Annotated in this window: 5 protein-coding genes; all 5 read left to right on the forward strand. The window is 76.5% G+C overall.

The window, feature by feature from the left end:
* The first annotated feature begins 14 nt into the window (after positions 1-14).
* Positions 15-4,649, forward strand: a complete 4,635-nt coding sequence (locus tag ACIPSC_RS36405; protein WP_400833750.1) for an amino acid adenylation domain-containing protein — start codon at positions 15-17, stop codon at positions 4,647-4,649.
* Positions 4,650-4,726: 77 nt separating this feature from the next.
* Entirely contained in the window at positions 4,727-11,194 is a 6,468-nt protein-coding gene (locus ACIPSC_RS36410) for an amino acid adenylation domain-containing protein (RefSeq protein ID WP_400833754.1), read from the forward strand.
* 43 nt (positions 11,195-11,237) lie between these two features.
* Complete coding sequence (gene vioD, locus ACIPSC_RS36415) at positions 11,238-12,347, forward strand: capreomycidine synthase (protein ID WP_400833757.1); 1,110 nt, start codon at positions 11,238-11,240, stop codon at positions 12,345-12,347.
* 84 nt (positions 12,348-12,431) lie between these two features.
* Positions 12,432-13,463: a guanitoxin biosynthesis L-enduracididine beta-hydroxylase GntD gene (gene gntD, locus ACIPSC_RS36420; RefSeq protein WP_400833762.1), complete on the forward strand. Its 1,032-nt coding sequence runs from the start codon at positions 12,432-12,434 to the stop codon at positions 13,461-13,463.
* 109 nt (positions 13,464-13,572) lie between these two features.
* Positions 13,573-17,339 (forward strand): amino acid adenylation domain-containing protein (locus ACIPSC_RS36425; protein WP_400833767.1); only part of this gene is annotated, 3,767 nt, incomplete at its 3' end.

Consider the following 17,339-nt stretch of genomic DNA (forward strand, 5'->3'; position numbering starts at 1 on the left):
GCCCGGGACCACGCATGAGCCAGTCACCCCAGCGCGCCGCACTCTCCACCGAGAAGCGCCGCCTGCTCGCCAAGCTGCTCCAGCAGCAGGGCCTCGCCCGTACCGACGCCGCCGGCCTGATCGCCCCCCGCCCCGCGGGGACCGCCCGGCTGCCGCTCTCCTTCGCCCAGCAACGGCTGTGGTTCGTCGAGCAGTTCGCGGGCCCGAGCCCGCTCTACAGCATCGCCTGCACCGTCCGGCTGACCGGCCGGCTGGACGTCCCCGCACTGGAGCGGGCGCTGGGCCGGGTGGTGGACCGGCACGAGGCGCTGCGCACCACCTTCCGCGCCGAGGAGGGCCGGCCCGAGCAGGTCGTGCACGCCCGGGTCGAGGTCGCGCTGCCGCTGACCGACCTGTCCGCGCTGCCCGCCGACGCCCGGGAGACCGCCCTCGCCGAGCTGACCGAGCAGGAGAGCCGCCGCCCGTTCGACCTGGCCGCCGGCCCGCTGCTGCGCGGGAGGCTGGCCCGGCTGGCCGAGGAGGAGCACCTGCTGGTACTCGCCGTGCACCACATCGTGGCGGACGGCTGGTCGCTGGACATCCTGGTCCGCGAACTGGCCCACCACTACCGCCCCGACGCCGCCGAGCCGGCCGGCCACGGTACGCCGTCCCGCCTGCCGGAGCCGGCCGAGCTGCCCGAACTCCCGGTGCAGTACGCCGACTTCGCACTCTGGCAGCACCAGCGGGTGTCGGGCGAGGCGCTGGAGGACCAGCTGGCCCACTGGCGCGAGCGGTTGACCGGGGCGCCCAGCACCGTGGACCTGCCCACCGACCGGCCGCGCACCGCCCGGCAGGGCTTCGCCGGCGCCTGCTTCCCGTGGCAGCTGGAGGGTGACCTCGCCACCCGGCTCACCGCGCTGGCCCGGGAGCACGACGCCACCCTCTACATGGCGCTGCTGGCCGGCTTCACTGCCGTGGCGCAGCGCTGGAGCGGGCAGAGCGACCTGGTGGTCGGCTCGCCGGTGGCCAACCGCAACCACCCGCAGACCGAGGGCCTGATCGGCTTCTTCGTCAACATGCTGCCGCTGCGCACCGACCTCTCCGGCAACCCGACCTTCCGCGAACTGCTGGGCCGCGTCCGGGAGTCCGCGCTCGCCGCGTACGCCCACCAGGACGTGCCGTTCGAGCGGATCGTCGAGGAGGTCCGGCCGGACCGCGACGCCGGCGGGCGCACCCCGTTCGCCAATCTGCTGCTGGTGCTCCAGAACACCCCGGAGACCGCCATCGAGCTGCCCGGGCTGCGGATGGACGTGGCCGCGGTGGACACCGGCACCGCCAAGTTCGACCTGCACCTCCAGGTCACCGAGACCCCGCAGGGCCTGACCGGCCTGGCCGACTACAGCACCGAGCTGTACGAGGAGCGCACCGTGCGCCGGTTCGTCGACCAGTGGCTGCACCTGCTGGCGGCCGCGGTCGCCGCCCCGGACACCCGGCTGGACGCGCTGCCGCTGCTGGACACGGCCGGGCGCGACGCCGAGCTGGCCGCCGGCGCCGCCCGGCGCGCCGCCGCGCCGCGGGCGCGCAGCCTGCCGGCCGCGTTCGCCGAGCAGGTCCGGCTGCGCCCGTCGGCGATCGCGGTCAACTGCGGTGCGGAGAGCCTGAGCTACGCCGAACTGGACCGCCGTTCGGACGTCCTGGCCCGGCGGCTGCGCGAGCTGGGGGTGGGGCCGGAGAGCCGGGTGGCGATCTGCGTCGAACCCTCGGTGCGGCTGGTCACCGGCATCCTGGGCATCCTGAAGAGCGGCGGCGCGTACGTCCCGCTCGACCCCCGCCACCCGGCCGACCGGCTCGCCCACACCCTGGCCGACTCCGGCGCGGTGGCCCTGGTCGCCGACCCGGAGTACGCCGAACCGGCCGACGGCGTGCCGGTGCTGGCGGTCGACCAGCCGACGGCAGGGCAGCCGGCGGCCGGGCAGCCGCTGGAGCCGGCCCCGCTCGGACCGGACCACCTCGCGTACGTGATCTACACCTCGGGCACCACCGGGCGCCCCAAGGGCGCACTGCTCACCCACGCCAATGTGCTGCGGCTCTTCGAGGCGGCCGCCGCGGACGTGCCGTTCGGGCCGGACGACGTCTGGTCGCTGTACCACTCCGCCGCCTTCGACTTCTCGGTCTGGGAGATCTGGGGCGCGCTGCTGCACGGCGGCCGGATCGCCGTGGTGCCGCCGGAGGCCCGGCGCAGCCCCGCCGCGTTCCACGCGCTGGTGCGCGCGGAGGGCGTCACGGTGCTCAGCCAGACGCCCACCGCCTTCCGCCAGTTCGCCGACGCCGAGGCCGAGGCGGAGGCCGACACGCCGCACCCTCCGCTCGCGCTGCGGCACGTGGTGTTCGGCGGCGAGGCCCTGGAACCCGGCGCGCTGCGCGCCTGGGCCGCCCGGCACCCCGACGGCCCGCGGCTGGTCAACATGTACGGCATCACCGAGACCACCGTGCACGTCACCGCGCACCCGCTCGGCCCGGCCGACCTGGCCGCCCCCGGCAGTGTGATCGGCCGCCCGCTCGCCGATCTGTCGGTGCACCTGCTGGACCGGCGCGGCGAGCCCGTACCGCCCGGCGTGCCCGGCGAACTGTGCGTCGGCGGGCCGGGCCTGGCCCGCGGCTACCTGGGCCGGCCGGGCCTGACGGCCGAGCGGTTCGTCCCCTCCCCGCTGGGCGACGGCGAGCGGCTGTACCGCAGCGGCGACCTGGCCCGCCGGTTGCCGGAGGAGACGCTGGAGTACCTGGGCCGGATCGACCAGCAGGTCAAGGTCCGCGGGCACCGGGTGGAGCTCGGCGAGATCGAGGCGGAGCTGGGCGCCCACCCGGGCGTGCGGCACGCGGCCGTCCTGCCCCGCGAGGCCCCGGGCGGCGGCACCGGCCTGGTCGCCTACCTCGTCCCCGAGGACGGCGGATCGCCCGAGGAACCGGCGGACCGCACTGAGGACGATCAGCAGGTCTCCCAGTGGCGGACGGTCTTCGACACCGCCTACGAGCAGTACGAGCAGGTCGGCGGCGCCGACCCGACGTTCAACATCCGTGGCTGGACGAGCAGTTACACCGGCGAGCCGATCCCGGCCGAGGAGATGCGGCGCTGGGTGGAGGACACCGTCGCGCTGGTCCGGCGCACCGGCCCGCGCCGGGTGCTGGAGATCGGCAGCGGCACCGGCCTGCTGCTCTTCCGGCTGGCCGGCGACTGCGAGCAGTACACCGCCCTCGACCTGTCGGACCAAGCGGTCGCCCACGTCCGCCGCCACCTCCCGGCGCACTGGGAGCACGTCCGGCTGCTGCGCCGCGCCGGCCACGAGCTGGACGACCTGGCGGCCGGCGGGTTCGACACCGTCGTCGTCAACTCGGTGGCCCAGTACCTGCCGAGCGCCGGCTACCTGGTCGAGGTCCTCACCCGGGCCGCCGCGCTGCTGGCCCCGGGCGGGCGGATGGTGGTCGGCGACGTCCGGCACCTGGCCCTGCTGGACGCCTTCCAGGTGTCGGTGCTGCAGCCGGGCCTGCCGGCCGGGGCGGGCGACACCGAGCTCGCCCGGCAGGTCCGTCAGGCCGTCCGGCAGGAGGACGAACTCCTGCTCGACCCGCGCTTCTTCGCGGCCCTGCGCCGGGAGATCCCGCGGATCGGCCGGGTGGAGGTCCTCCCGAAGCCCGGACACGACCGCAACGAGATGACCCGCTACCGCTACGACGTCGTCCTGCACCTGGACACCGGACCGGTCGCCCCCACGGTGCGCACGGTGCCGTGGACCGGCGGCGAGCTGCGGGCGCTGCTGGACGGCTCCCCGCTGGTGGTCACCGGCATCCCCAACGCCCGGGTGCACGCCGACGCCCGGACCGCCGCGCGGCTCGCCGCCCGGCCGGGCGAGGCCACCACGGATACCGTCGACGCCGACGGGCCCGCCGCACTGGACCCGCAGGAACTGCGCGAGCTGGCCGACCGCCACGGGCACGCCGTGGAGCTCAGCTGGGCGGCCGGCGACCCGCTGGGTCGCTTCGACGCCGCGTTCCGACCGGCCGGCACCGAGCCGGAGACCGCGCTGCCGCCCGCCGGGGACGACGCGCAGCTGCCCTGGCCGCACTGGGCCAACGACCCGCACCGCGGCCGCGCCGCCCGCCGCCTGGTGCCCGTGCTCCGCTCCCACCTGCGGGAGCGGCTGCCGGAGTACATGGTCCCGGAGGCCTTCGTCACGCTGGACGCGCTGCCGCTGACCGCCAACGGCAAGCTCGACAAGGCCGCGCTGCCGGCCCCGGACTGGTCCACCGGCTCGACCGCACTGCTCGCGCCCCGCGACGACACCGAGCGGGCGCTCGCCGAGATCTGGAGCGCCGCCCTGGGCGTGGCCCGGATCGGGCTGGCCGACGACTTCTTCGACCTCGGCGGCCACTCCCTGCTGGCGGTCCAGGTGACCGCCGCCGTCCGCGAGTCGCTGGGCCGCGCCCTGCCCGTGCGGGCGCTGTTCGAGGCCCCCGTGCTGGGCGAGTACGCCGAGGCGGTGCGCCGCGCCCCGGCCGCCCAGGCCCCGGAGGCGGCCCCCGCCCCGGCGCGCGAGGCGGTCCCGGCCGGCGCCGACGGCTTCGACGACCTGTCCGCCGAGGAGCTGGCGGAGCTGATGGGCGGGGGCCGGTGACCGCCGCCGCGCGCACCCCGAGCGCCACCAGCAGCCCCATCCCCGACCCCGACCCCGCCCCCGTGAAGGAGCACCCCGTGGCCACCGCCCCCCGCACCGCCGAGATGCTGCCGGCCTCCGCGGCCCAGCGCCGGTTCTGGCTGATCGACCGGCTGGAGGGCCCCAGCGGCGTCTACAACACCACCGCCGCGCTGCGGCTGCGCGGACCGCTGGCCACCGACCACCTCCGGCAGGCCTTCCAGCTGCTGGTCGACCGGCACGAGGCGCTGCGCACCGTCTTCCCGGCCCGCGGCGGCGTCCCGGTCCAGCTGGTGCTGCCGCGCCGCGACTTCGAGCTGGGCGTGACCGAGGCCGCCGGCGCCGGCGAGGCGGAGGTCCGGGAGCTGGCCGGCCGGCTCGCCGAGCAGCCGTTCGACCTGGCCAAGGGGCCGCTGCTGCGGGCCGAGCTGATCGCCCTCGGGCCGCAGGAGAACCTGCTGGTCGTGGTGCTGCACCACATCGTGGTGGACCGCTGGTCCTTCGGCCTGCTGATGTCCGAACTCTCCGAGTGCTACGCCGCCCTGGCCGAGCAGCGGCCGGCGCGGCTGCCCGCTCTGCCGCTGCGCTACGCCGACCACGTGGCCGGGCGGCAGGCCCTGCTGGACGGCGGCCTCGGCGACCGGCTGCTCGACCACTGGCGCGAGCGGCTGGCCGGTGCGCCGCAGGCCCTGGAGCTGCCCGGCGACCGCCCGCGCCCGGCGGTGCGCAGCTTCCGCGGCGCGACCGTGCCGGTGCGGCTGGACGCGGCCGCCTCGCAGGCGGTGCGCGACCTCGCCCGGGCCGCCGGGGCCACCCCGTACATCGTGCTGCTCGCCGCCTTCCAGGCGGTGCTGGCCCGGCACGCGGGCACCGCGGAGGTGGTGGTGGCGACCGGGCCCGCCACCCGCCCGCCGGGGACGGAGCTGCTGGTCGGCGCGCTGGTCAACACGGTGCTGCTGCGCACCTCGCTGGCCGGCGACCCTAGCTTCGCCGAGCTGGTGGAGCGGGTGCGGGGCACCGCGCTGGACGCCTTCGAGCACCAGGAGCTGCCCTTCGACCGCCTGGTCGAGGAACTGGCGCCCAGCCGCGACCTGTCGCGCAACCCGCTGGCCCAGGTCGGCTTCGTGCTCCAGAACGCGCCGGCCGTCACGCCCGCGCTGACCGGCCTGGACGTCGAGCCGGTGGCGGTGGCGCGGGACAGCGCCCACCTGGACCTCGACCTCCAACTGGCCGAGGAGGAAGGCTGCTTCACCGGCTTCGCCGAGTTCGCCCGGGACCTCTTCGACGCCCCGACGGTGGCCCGGCTGCTCGGCCACTGGACCACCCTGCTGACCGCCGGCGTCCGATCGCCGGGCACCCGGTTGTCCGCTCTGCCCATGCTCACCCCGGAAGAGCTGGAGCAGGAGCTGCACGGCTGGAACGACACCGACGGCGAGCTCCCGGCCGGCCTGCGGGTGGACCAGCTGTTCGCCCGCCAGGCGGCCCGGACCCCGGAGGCGGTCGCGGTGGTCGACGACGCCGGCTCCGTCGACTACCGGACGCTGGACGCCTGGGCGGGCCGGATCGCCCACCGTCTGCGGGCGGGCGGCGTCGGACCGGACGTCCCGGTGGCACTCTGCCTGGAGCGCGGGGCGGGGCTCAGCGCCGCCATGCTGGGCACGCTGCGGGCCGGCGGTGCCTTCCTCGGGCTGGACCCGTCCTACCCGGCCGACCGGCTGGCCTTCATGCTCGCCGACGCCCGGCCGGCCGTGGTGCTCGCCAACCGGTCCACCGCGGGCGCGCTGCCGGCCGGCACCGAGGTGCTGCTGCTGGAGGAGATCGCCGCGGACGGACCGGAGTTCGGCCGCGGGGACGACGGCTCCACGGACGGCTCCACCAGCCGGGCCACCGCCGGCCGCACCCGCGCCGGCGAGGCCGATCTGGCCTACCTGGTCTACACCTCGGGCTCCACCGGGCGCCCCAAGGGCGTCGCCGTCGCCCACCGCGCCATCGTCAACACCTTCGCCGGGCTGGCCCGTTCGCACGGCTTCGGGCCCGGCGACCGGATGGTCGCGCTGCACTCGCCGAGCTTCGACCCGGCCGTGCACGACTGCCTGGCCCCGCTGCTGACCGGCGCCGCCGCCGTCTTCCCCGCCACGGAGTCCGCCCGCGACCCGCGGCACTGGGCCGAGCTGGTCGCCCGCCACCGGGTGACCGTCTGGTCGATGGGCCCGGCCGGCACCGAGGCGATGCTGGCCGCTGCGGAGGAGCACGGCCTGCCGCTGAAGAGCCTGCGCGCCGCGCTGATCGGCGGGGACGTACTGCCGCCCGCCCTGCCGCCGCGGCTGCGCGCCGCCGCACCCGGCTGCCGGGTGGTCAACTCGGCCGGGGTGGCCGAGGCCGCCTTCTGCAACAACGAGTACCCGGTGCCCGAGGACGCCGACCCGACCGCCCCGGTCCCGTACGGGCGCCCGCTGCCCAACCAGCGGCTGCTGGTGCTGGACGGGCTGCTGCGGGCGGTGCCGGCCGGTGTGCCCGGCGAGCTGTGCGTGGCGGGCGAGGGGCTGGCCCGCGGCTATCTGGGCCGCCCCGGCCTGACCGCCGAGCGCTTCGTGCCCAACCCCTACGGCCGGGTGCCGGGCGAGCGCCTCTACCGCACCGGCGACCTGGCCCGCCGTCGGGCCGACGGCGAGCTGGAGCTCCTCGGCCGGGCCGACCACCAGGTCAAGATCCGCGGCTTCCGGGTCGAGCCGGGCGAGGTGACCGGCGTGCTGCAGGGCCACCCGGCGGTGACCGACGCGATCGTGGTCGCCCGCGAGGTGGCCCCGGGCGACCGGCGGCTCGCCGCGTACTGGGTGCCCACCGCCACCGGCGCGCCGGCGTCCGGCGCCGAGCTGGCCGCCTGGCTGCGCGAGCGGCTGCCCGGCCACCTGGTGCCCGCGCTGTGGACGGAGCTGGCGGCCCTGCCGCTCTCCCCCAACGGCAAGGTGGACCGGGCCGCGCTGCCCGAGCCGGCCGCCGCGTCCGGCGCGGCCGACCGGCTCGCCCCGCGCACCGCCGCCGAGGCCGCGATCGCCGCGATCTGGCAGCGGCTGCTGGAGCTGCCCGAGGTCGGCGTGCTGGACGACTTCTTCGCCCTCGGCGGCCACTCGCTGCTGGCCAACCGGCTGGTCGGCGCGCTGCGCACGGAGTTCGGCGTCGAGCTGCGGCTGCGCGAGGTGTTCGCCGCCGTCACGGTGGCCGCCCAGGCCGAACTGGTCGAGCGGCTGCGCTCCCCGGCCGGCGCCGACGGCGGCCCGGCGGACGGCGGCCCTGCGGACGATGGCCCTGCGGACGATGGCGCCGCTGCGCTGCCGCCGGTCGTCCCGGCGGACCGCAGCCGTCCGCTGCCGCTCTCCTTCGCCCAGCAGCGGATGTGGCTGTTCGACCGCTTCGCCCCCGGCAACCCGGCCTACCACGTGCCCACCGCGGTGCGGATCGGCGGCGAGCTGGACCCGGCGGCGCTGGCCGCCGCGCTGCGCGCGCTGACGGCCCGGCACGAGGTGCTGCGCACCGTGCTGCCGGAGGTGGACGGCGTGCCGGAGCAGCGGGTGCTGCCGGTCGGCGAGGCACCGCTGACCGTGCGCGACCTCGCCGAGGGCGAGCAGGCACAGGCGGTCGTCGACGCCTTCGTCGCCCGCCCGTTCGACCTGGCGGCCGAGGTGCCGCTGCGCGCCCTGCTGCTGCGGGTGGCACCGGCCGAGCACGTGCTGGTGCTGGTGATCCACCACATCGCGCTCGACGGCTGGTCGATGGGCGTACTGGTCGAGGACCTGGGCGCGCTCTACGACGGCCGGGAGCTGCCGCCGCTGCCGGTGCAGTACGCCGACTACGCCCGCTGGCAGGCCGACCGCGCCGCCGAGGGCCGCTGGACCGGGCAGCTGGCGCACTGGCGCGAGCGGCTGGCCGGGCCGCTGCCGGTGCTGGAGCTGCCCACCGACCGGCCCCGCCCGGCCATCCCGAGCCTGGCCGGGGCGGTGCACGAGTTCGAGCTCCCCGCGGAGCTGACCGAGCGGCTGCGCACGCTCGGCGCCCGGCACGGCGCCACCCTGTTCATGGTGCTGCTGGCCGGCTACCAGGCGCTGCTGGGCCGGCTCTCCGGCGCCGAGGACGTCCTGGTCGGCACCCCGGTCGCCGGCCGCGGGCAGCAGGAACTGGACGGCCTGGTGGGCTGCTTCGTCAACAGCCTGGCGCTGCGCGGCGACCTCTCCGGCGACCCGGCCTTCGCCGAGCTGCTGGAGCGCACCCGGGACCGGGCGCTGGCCGACTTCGACTGCCAGGAGGTGCCGTTCGAGCAGGTGCTGGACGCCGTCGGGGCGGAGCGCGACCCCGCCCGGCACCCGGTGTTCCAGACCATGCTGACGCTGCAGAGCGCCCGCCCGCCGCGGGCCGGCTTCGCAAGGCTGCGCGTGGAGCCGCTGGAGGCCCGGACCGGCTCCTGTCTGATGGACCTGATGTTCACCGCCGTCGAGCAGGACGGGCGGCTGGCCTTCACGGTGGAGTACGCGACGGACCTGTTCGACGCGGCGGGCATCGCCCGCCTCGCGCACCGCTTCGGCGTGCTGCTGTCGGCCGCCGCCGGGGCACCGCGGACCGTGCTGTCCGCGCTGCCGCTGCTCGACGACGAGGAGCGCCGCACGGTGCTCACCGGGTGGAACGACACCGCCCGCGCCGTCCCGGCCGGCGGCCTGCACGACCTGGTCGCGGCGGCCGCGGCTCGCACGCCCGACGCCCCGGCGCTGGAGCACGAGGGCCGTACGACCCGCTACGCCGAGCTGGAGGCCGCCGCCGAGCGCTGCGCGGCACGGCTGCGGCGGCTGGGGATCGGCCCGGGAAGCGTGGTCGCGGTGCACGCGTCCCCGACGCCGCAGCTGGTCACCGCCCTGCTCGGGGTGCTGAAGGCGGGCGCGGCGTTCACCACGCTGGACCCGGAACTGCCCGAGGCGCGGCTGCGCCGGCTGCTGGAGCTCTCCGACGCCGGGCTGGTGCTCACCGACGGCGCCACGGACCACCCGCTCCTGGCCGGGCGGCCGGTGGAACCGATCGACGCACCGGACGGCGTGACGGGGCCGGCCGGCCCCGCCCCGGCGACCGAACCGGAGTCGCTGGCCTGCGTGTTCTTCACCTCCGGCACCACCGGCCTGCCCAAGGGCTCGATGTTCACCCACCGGGGCCTGGTGAACTTCACCCTGGCGATGGCCGAGGAGTTCCGCCTCGCCCCCGGAGACCGCTTCCTGCAGCTGGCCTCCACCGGCTTCGACGTGCTGGTCGAGGAGCTGTTCCCGGCCCTGGCGGCCGGCGCCACCGTGGTGCTGCCCGGCACCCGGCTGCTGGCCCGCGGCGTCGACCTGACCGGCTACCTGGCGGAGCACCGGATCACCGGCCTGGAGCTGACCACCGCCTACTGGCACGACTGGACCGCCGACCTGGAGCGCACCGGCGCCACACTCCCGCCGGACCTGCGGTTCGTCGCGATGGGCGGCGAGCGGGTGCGCCGGGACCGGCTGGCTGTCTGGCAGCGCCTCGGGGTGCCGCTGGTGCACGTGTACGGGCTCACCGAGGTCACCTGCACCTCGGCCACCCGGCGGGTGAGCGACGAGCCGGTGGGCGGCGACGGCCTGCCGATCGGCCGCCCGCTGCCCAACACCACCGTCTACCTGCTGGACCCGGCCGGGCAGCCGGTGCCGATCGGCTCCCCCGGCGAGCTGTTCCTCGGCGGCGCCGGCCTGGCCCGCGGCTACCTGGGCCGCCCCGGCCTGACCGCCGAGCGCTTCGTCCCGGACCCGTTCGGCGCACCCGGCGCCCGGCTCTACCGCACCGGCGACCTGGCGCGCCACCGCGCCGACGGCGAGGTGGAGTTCATCGGACGCGCGGACCAGCAGGTGAAGATCCGCGGCCACCGGATCGAGCCCGCCGAGGTGGAGGCCCAGCTCGCCGAGCTGCCGGGGGTCGGCGCCGCGGCGGTGGTGGTCCGCGAGGACGAGCCGGGCGAGAAGCGCCTGGTCGGCTACGCGGTCGCCGCCCCGGGTGCCGCGCCGGACGCCTTCGAGCTGCGCGCCGCACTGCGCGAGCGGCTGCCCGAGTACCTGGTGCCGTCGGCGATCGTGCTGCTGCCCGCGCTGCCGCTGAACGGCAACGGCAAGCTCGACCGCGGCGCGCTGCCCCGACCCGGCCGGGCCGAGCTGGCCGGCGGCGCGGCGGTCGCCCCGCGTACCCCCGCCGAGCGGGAGATCGCGGAGCTGGCGGGCGAGTTGCTCGGCCTGGCGGCCGTCGGCATCCACGACAACCTGTTCGACCTGGGCCTGCACTCGCTGCTGGCCGCCCGGTTCGCCGCCCGGGTGCGCGAGGCCTGCCAGGTCGAGGTGCCCCTGCGGGTCTTCTACGAGGCGCCCACCGTCGCCGAGTTGGCCCTGCGGGTCGTGCAGCTCCAGGCCGAGGGGACCGACCCGGAGGACCTGGCTCAGCTGCTCGCCGAACTGGAGGCCGAGGACGGCCTCGCCTCCGCCTGACCCCGGCCCGACCACCCACCCGATCCACCTTCCGGAGGAACCCGTGACCATCGCCCCCGCCCTGCTCGAAGACTGGCTCCGCGAGCGGTACTTCACCACCACCTACGACATCAGCAGCAGCGGTGTCGAGAACTACACCGTCGACCAGGTCCTCGCCCTGGCCGGCACCGACGCCGCCTCGCTCGGCGGCATCATGTTCCGGGACAGCCACTCGCTGGGCGGCGAGCCGCTGCGCGCCGCCCTCGCCGAGCGGCACGGCACCGACCCCGGCTCGGTGATCGCCACCCAGGGCTCCAGCGAGGCCGTCTACCTGGTCATGCAGGCGCTGCTGAAGCCCGGCGACGAGGTGGTGGTGCAGGCGCCCGCCTACCACGCGCTGGTCGAGGTGGCCGCCTCGCTGGGCTGCCGGATCGTCCCCTGGGCGATGCGCACCGCGCACGGCGTCGTCACCAACGAGGACGAGCTGCTCGCGCTGATCGGCCCGAACACCGCCATGGTGGTGGTCAACTTCCCGCACAACCCGACCGGCGCCACGGTCACCGCGGACCAGCAGGCCGCCGTCGTCGACGCCTGCGCCCGGTACGGCACCTGGCTCGCCTGGGACAACGCCTTCCAGCACCTGGTCTACGACCGCGAGCCGCTGCCCGACCCGGCCCCGGGCTACCCCCGGGCGATCTCCTTCGGCACGCTCTCCAAGGCGTACGGCCTGCCGGGCCTGCGGGTCGGCTGGGCGCTGGCCGCGCCGGAGGTGCTGGCCGGCTGCGTGCGCCGCCGCGACTACACCAGCCTGGCGCTCTCCCCGCTGGTCGAGGCAGTGGCCACGCACGCCGTCCGGCACGCCGACGAGCTGCTCCGCCCCCGGCTGGCCCAGGCCACCGCCAACCGCGCGGTGCTGGCCGACTGGCTGGCCGAGCACCGCGACCGGGTGCGCGCCGACCTGCCGGCCGGCGGGGTGACCGCCTTCCCGGAGCTGACCACGGTCGCGGACGTGACCGCGTTCGCCGACCGGCTCGACCGCGAGCACGGCGTGCTGGTCGTGCCCGGCGTCTGCTTCGGCGCCCCGCAGCACATCCGGCTCGGCTTCGGCGGCTCCTCCACGGAGCTGGCCGCCGGCCTCGACCGGCTTGCCGCGCTGCTGCCCGCGGCCGGCTGAGGCCCCGCCGCCGGCCTTCCCCGCAGCCCTTCCGTCCGGGCTCCGCCGAGCCCTCCCGCACCACCGACCACCGAGGTGACACCGATGCACACCCTCGCTCTCGACCCCGCCGACGCCGACGCGGTCGCCGCCCTGCTCGACGAACTGGCCGACCGGCACGGCAGCGTCGAGGACCAGGCCCTCCAGGACGAACTGGCCGTCCAGTCCCACCGGTTGCCGATCGCCCTGCGCCGCTTCCTGACCGACTTCCGGCTGCACGAGCCGGCCGGCGCCTGTGTGGTCTCCGGCTACCGGGTCGACCAGGACCGGATCGGTGCCACCCCCGCGCACTGGCAGCACCGCACCGGAGTCTCCCCGGCGCTGCGCGAGGAGATCTTCCTGCTGCTCTGCGGGGCCCTGCTCGGCGAGCCGGTCGCCTGGGCCACCCAGCAGGACGGCTACCTGGTGCACGACGTCCTGCCGGTGAAGGGCCACGAGGACGAGCAGATCGGCACCGGCAGCAACCAGACCATCTTCTGGCACGTCGAGGACGCCTTCCACCCCTACCGGGGCGACTACGTGGGCCTGCTCTGCCTGCGCAACCCGGACCGGGTGCCGACCACCTTCGTCGGCGTGCAGGACCTGGAGATCTCCGCCGAGGACCGGCGGGTGCTCGCCGAGCCGCGGTTCTACATGCTGCCGGACAACTCCCACCTGCAGATGCTCGACAGCGGGCCCGGCCGGGCGCTCGCGGGCGGTGCGGAACTGCTCGACCAGGCGTACGACCGGCTGAAGCGGATGCGCGACGACGCCGCGCCCGTGCCGGTGCTGTTCGGCTCGCCCAGCGACCCGTACCTCTGCCTGGACCCGTACTTCATGGACCTGGACCGGCTGGACGAGGAGGCCCGGGGCGCGCTCCGGCGGCTCTCCGCGGAGATCGACCGCCGGCTCGGCGGCGCCGCCCTGGCCCCCGGCGAGATCGTCTTCGTCGACAACTACCGGGCGGTGCACGGCCGCAGCTCCTTCGCCGCGCGCTTCGACGGCACCGACCGCTGGCTCAAGCGGGTCAACGTGGCCCGCGACCTGCGCAAGTCCCGCGACGCCCGGGCCGCCGCCGGCTCCCGCGTCCTGTTCTGACCGTTCCGAGCGCGCACCGCCGGGCCCGCCCGCCACCGCCGCCACTGCCCCAACTCCGCCTTCCGACCAGCGCCTTCGGGCCGGCCCGACCTTCTCCGGGGAGAGCACCGTGAGCACCACCCAGTCCGCCACCGCCGCGTCGTCGAGCGGCCGCGCCGCCGAGGCCACCGCCACCGCCGGAGCCGCCGGCGGCGCGGCCGCCGACACCGCCCGTCGGATCGCCGAGCTGTCGCCGGACCAGCGGGCCCGGCTGGAGGCCCGGCTGCGCGAGCGGCTGGCCCGGCGCCCGGCCGCCGCGGCCGGCGTGCCGCGCCGCACCCCGGGGGCACCGGTGCCGCTCTCCTTCACCCAGGAGCAGATCTGGCTGGCCCAGCAGCTCGCCCCGGAGTCGGCGGCGTACAACGTGCCGATGGCGGTCGCCTGCACCGGACCGCTGGACACCGAGCGGCTGGCCCGGGCGTTCCGGACGGTGATCTCCCGGCACGAGGTGCTGCGCACCACCTTCGCCGCCGGTCCGGACGGTTCGCCGGTCCAACTGGTGCACGAGCAGGCCGGGTTCGAGCTGCCGGTGACCGACCTCCGGTCGACGGCCGACGCCGAGGCGCGCGTGCGCGAGCGGCTGGCCGAGGAGGCGCACACCCCCTTCGACCTGGCCTCCGGCCCGCTGCTGCGGGCCGCGCTGCTGCGCACCGGCGAGCAGGATCACGTCCTCGTACTGACGGTCCATCACATCGCCGTCGACGCATGGTCGGTGAACGTGCTGCTGGGCGAGGTCGCGGCCGCCTACCGGTCGGCCGACGGACCGACCGCCGGTGCGGGACTGCCGCCGCTGCCGGTGCAGTACGGCGACTTCGCCGCCTGGCAGCGCGGCCGCCTCGACGGCGCCGCGTACCGGGAGAGCCTGGACTACTGGCAGCAGCGGCTGTCCGGCCTGACCGACACCCCGCCGCCGGCCACCGCGACCGGCCGCCCCGAGGGCGGTGCGGGCGCCGGCTCGCACAGCCTGGAGCTGCCCGCCGACGTGACCGCGGGCCTGCGGGCCCTGGCCGCGCGGCACCGGACCACGCTCTTCACGGTGGCGCTGGCCGCCCTCCAGACGCTGCTGCACCGCTACGGCTGCGGGGAGGACCCGGTGGTCGCCACCCCGGTCGGCGGCCGCGAGCGCACCGAACTCGAAGGCCTGGTCGGCTGCTTCGTCAACACCCTGCTGCTGCGCGGCGACGTTTCCGGCGAGCCGACCTTCGCCGAGCTGCTGGACCGGGCCGCCGAGGCGACCCGGCGGGACCTCCACCACCAGGAGGTGCCCTTCGAGCAGCTGGCCGCGCGGCTGCGGGCCGGATCCCCGGACGGGCTGGCGCGCACCATGCTGGTGCTCGACCAGGCCACCCCGGGCGGTGCTCCCGAGGACGTACCCGGTGCCGGCTCCGACACCGGCTCCGGGTACGGCGCCGGGTCCGCCGCCGCGCCACCCGGTGAGCTGGTGCTGCGCCCGCTCGACGGCGCCGGCCCGGCCGACGCCAAGCGGGACCTGACCTTCACCGTCTCGGAGACCGGCGCCACCCTGGTGCTGACCCTGGTGCACCGCACCGACCGCTACGAGGAGCGCTCCGCCGGGCGCCTGCTCGCCCACTACGCCACCCTGCTGCGCGAGGCCTGCGCCGACCCGCACCGCCCGGTCGGCCGGCTGCCGCTGCTCACCGCGGCCGAGCGCACGCTGGTGCTGGACAGCTGGAACGCGACCTCCCTGGAGGTACCGGCCGGCACCTTCCACGGCCGGTTCGCCGAGCAGGCCGCCCGGACCCCGCAGGCCGTCGCGGTGGTCGGCGCCGACGGCACCCACCGCTACGCCGAACTGGACCGGCTCGCCAACCGGCTGGCCCACCATCTGCGCGGGCTCGGCATCGGCGCCGAGACCCCGGTCGGCATCTGCCTGGAGCGCGGCAGCTGGACCGTGGTGGCACTGCTGGCCGTGCTCAAGGCCGGCGGCTGCTACGTACCGATCGACCCGGCCCAGCCGCAGGAGCGGATGGCGATGATGCTCGCCGACACCGCCGCCCCCGTGGTGATCACCCGCGCCGCCTCGGCCGACCGGCTGCCGGCCGGCGTGCAGGCGGTCGTGGTGGAGGAGCTGGCCCTCGACGCACTGCCCGGCACCGCCCCCGAGGTGGCCGTCGACCCGGGCCAGGCCGCCTACGTCCTGTTCACGTCCGGCTCCACCGGGCGCCCCAAGGGCGTGGTGGTCGAGCACCGGCAGGTGCTCAACTACCGCACCGCCGTGGTGTCCGCGCTGGCCCTGGCGCCCGAGGCCGGGTACGCGATGGTGCAGCCGTTCACCTTCGACTCCTGCGTCACGGTGCTGTCGGCCGCGCTGCTCGGCGGCGGCACGCTGCACATGGTGGACGCCGACACCGCCTCGGACGGGCGACGGCTGGCGGCCTACTTCGCCGAACACGCGATCGACTACCTGAAGATCAGCCCCTCGCACCTGGCGGCCCTGGAGGGCCCGGGCGGCGAGCACCGGGTGCTCCCCCGCCGTGCTCTGATCCTCGGCGGCGAGGGCTCCACCAGCACCTTCGTCCGCGACGTGCTGGGCCGGGCCGGGTGCGAGGTCTTCAACCACTACGGCCCCACCGAGACCACGGTCGGGGTGACCACGCACCACCCGCGGGCCGAGGAGCTCGCCGCCACCCCGACCGTGCCGATCGGCCGGCCGCTCGGCAACGTCCGGGCGTACGTGCTGGACGGCCGGGGCGAGCCGGTGCCGGTCGGGGTGCCGGGCGAGCTGTTCATCGGCGGCGCCCAGGTGACCCGCGGCTACCTGGGCCGCCCGGGGCTCACCGCCGAGCGCTTCGTCCCGGACCCGTTCGGCGAGCCCGGCGCCCGGCTCTACCGCACCGGCGACCTGACCCGCCGGCTGGCGGACAGCACGATCGAGTTCCTCGGACGGCTGGACGACCAGGTGAAGATCCGTGGCTTCCGGATCGAACTGGGCGAGGTGGAAGCCGCGTTGGCCGCACTGGAACCGGTGGCGGCGGCAGCGGCGGTGGTCCGCGAGGACCGGCCGGGCGACCGGCAGCTGGTCGGCTACCTGGTCCCGGCGCCCGGCGCCGAGGTCGAACCGGCCGCGCTGCGCACCGAGTTGGCGAAGGCGCTGCCCGGCTACATGGTCCCGTCCGCGCTGGTGGTGCTCGACGCGCTGCCGCTGACCGCGCACAACAAGCTGGACCGGCGGGCGCTGCCCGCTCCGCCCCGCCAGAAGGCCGCCCCCGGCCGGGCCGCGCGCGACGAGCGGGAGGCCGCCCTCTGCCGGATCTTCGCCGAGGTGCTGGGCACCGAGCGCGACCCGGGCATCGACGAGGACTTCTTCGACCTGGGCGGCCACTCCCTGTCGGCGATGCGCCTGGTCGCGGCCGTCCGCACCGAGCTGGGCGCCGAACTGGGCATCCGTGACCTCTTCGAGGCGCCGACCGTGGCGGAGCTGGCCGCACGCGTGGCGGGGGCCGCGCCCGCCGCCGTGCTACCGCCGCTGGTCCCGGCCGAGCGACCGGAACGCATCCCGCTCTCCTTCGCGCAGTCCCGGCTCTGGTTCCTCAACCGGATGGAGAGCGGGACCAGTGCCTATGCGATGCCGGTGGTGCTGCGGTTGACCGAGGCCGTGGACACCACCGCCCTGCAGGCCGCCCTGGACGACGTCGTCGAGCGCCACGAGACCCTGCGCACCCTCTTCCCCGAAACCGACGGCGAACCCCACCAGAACATCCGACCCGCCACCCCTCGCCTCGTCCCCCTCCACACCCGGACCGTCGACACCGAAACCGACGCCCACACCCACATCGCCACCCTGGCCGCAACCCCCTTCGACCTCACCACCCAACT

The sequence above is a fragment of the Kitasatospora sp. NPDC090091 genome (assembly GCF_044747365.1).
In the GTDB taxonomy this organism is placed as follows: Bacteria; Actinomycetota; Actinomycetes; order Streptomycetales; family Streptomycetaceae; genus Kitasatospora.

Excerpts from the sequence above, each read along its gene's own strand:
- ACIPSC_RS36405 (WP_400833750.1), top strand. The coding sequence starts at position 15 with ATGAGCCAGTCACCCCAGCGCGCCGCACTCTCCACCGAGAAGCGCCGC.
- gntD (WP_400833762.1), top strand. The coding sequence starts at position 12,432 with ATGCACACCCTCGCTCTCGACCCCGCCGACGCCGACGCGGTCGCCGCC.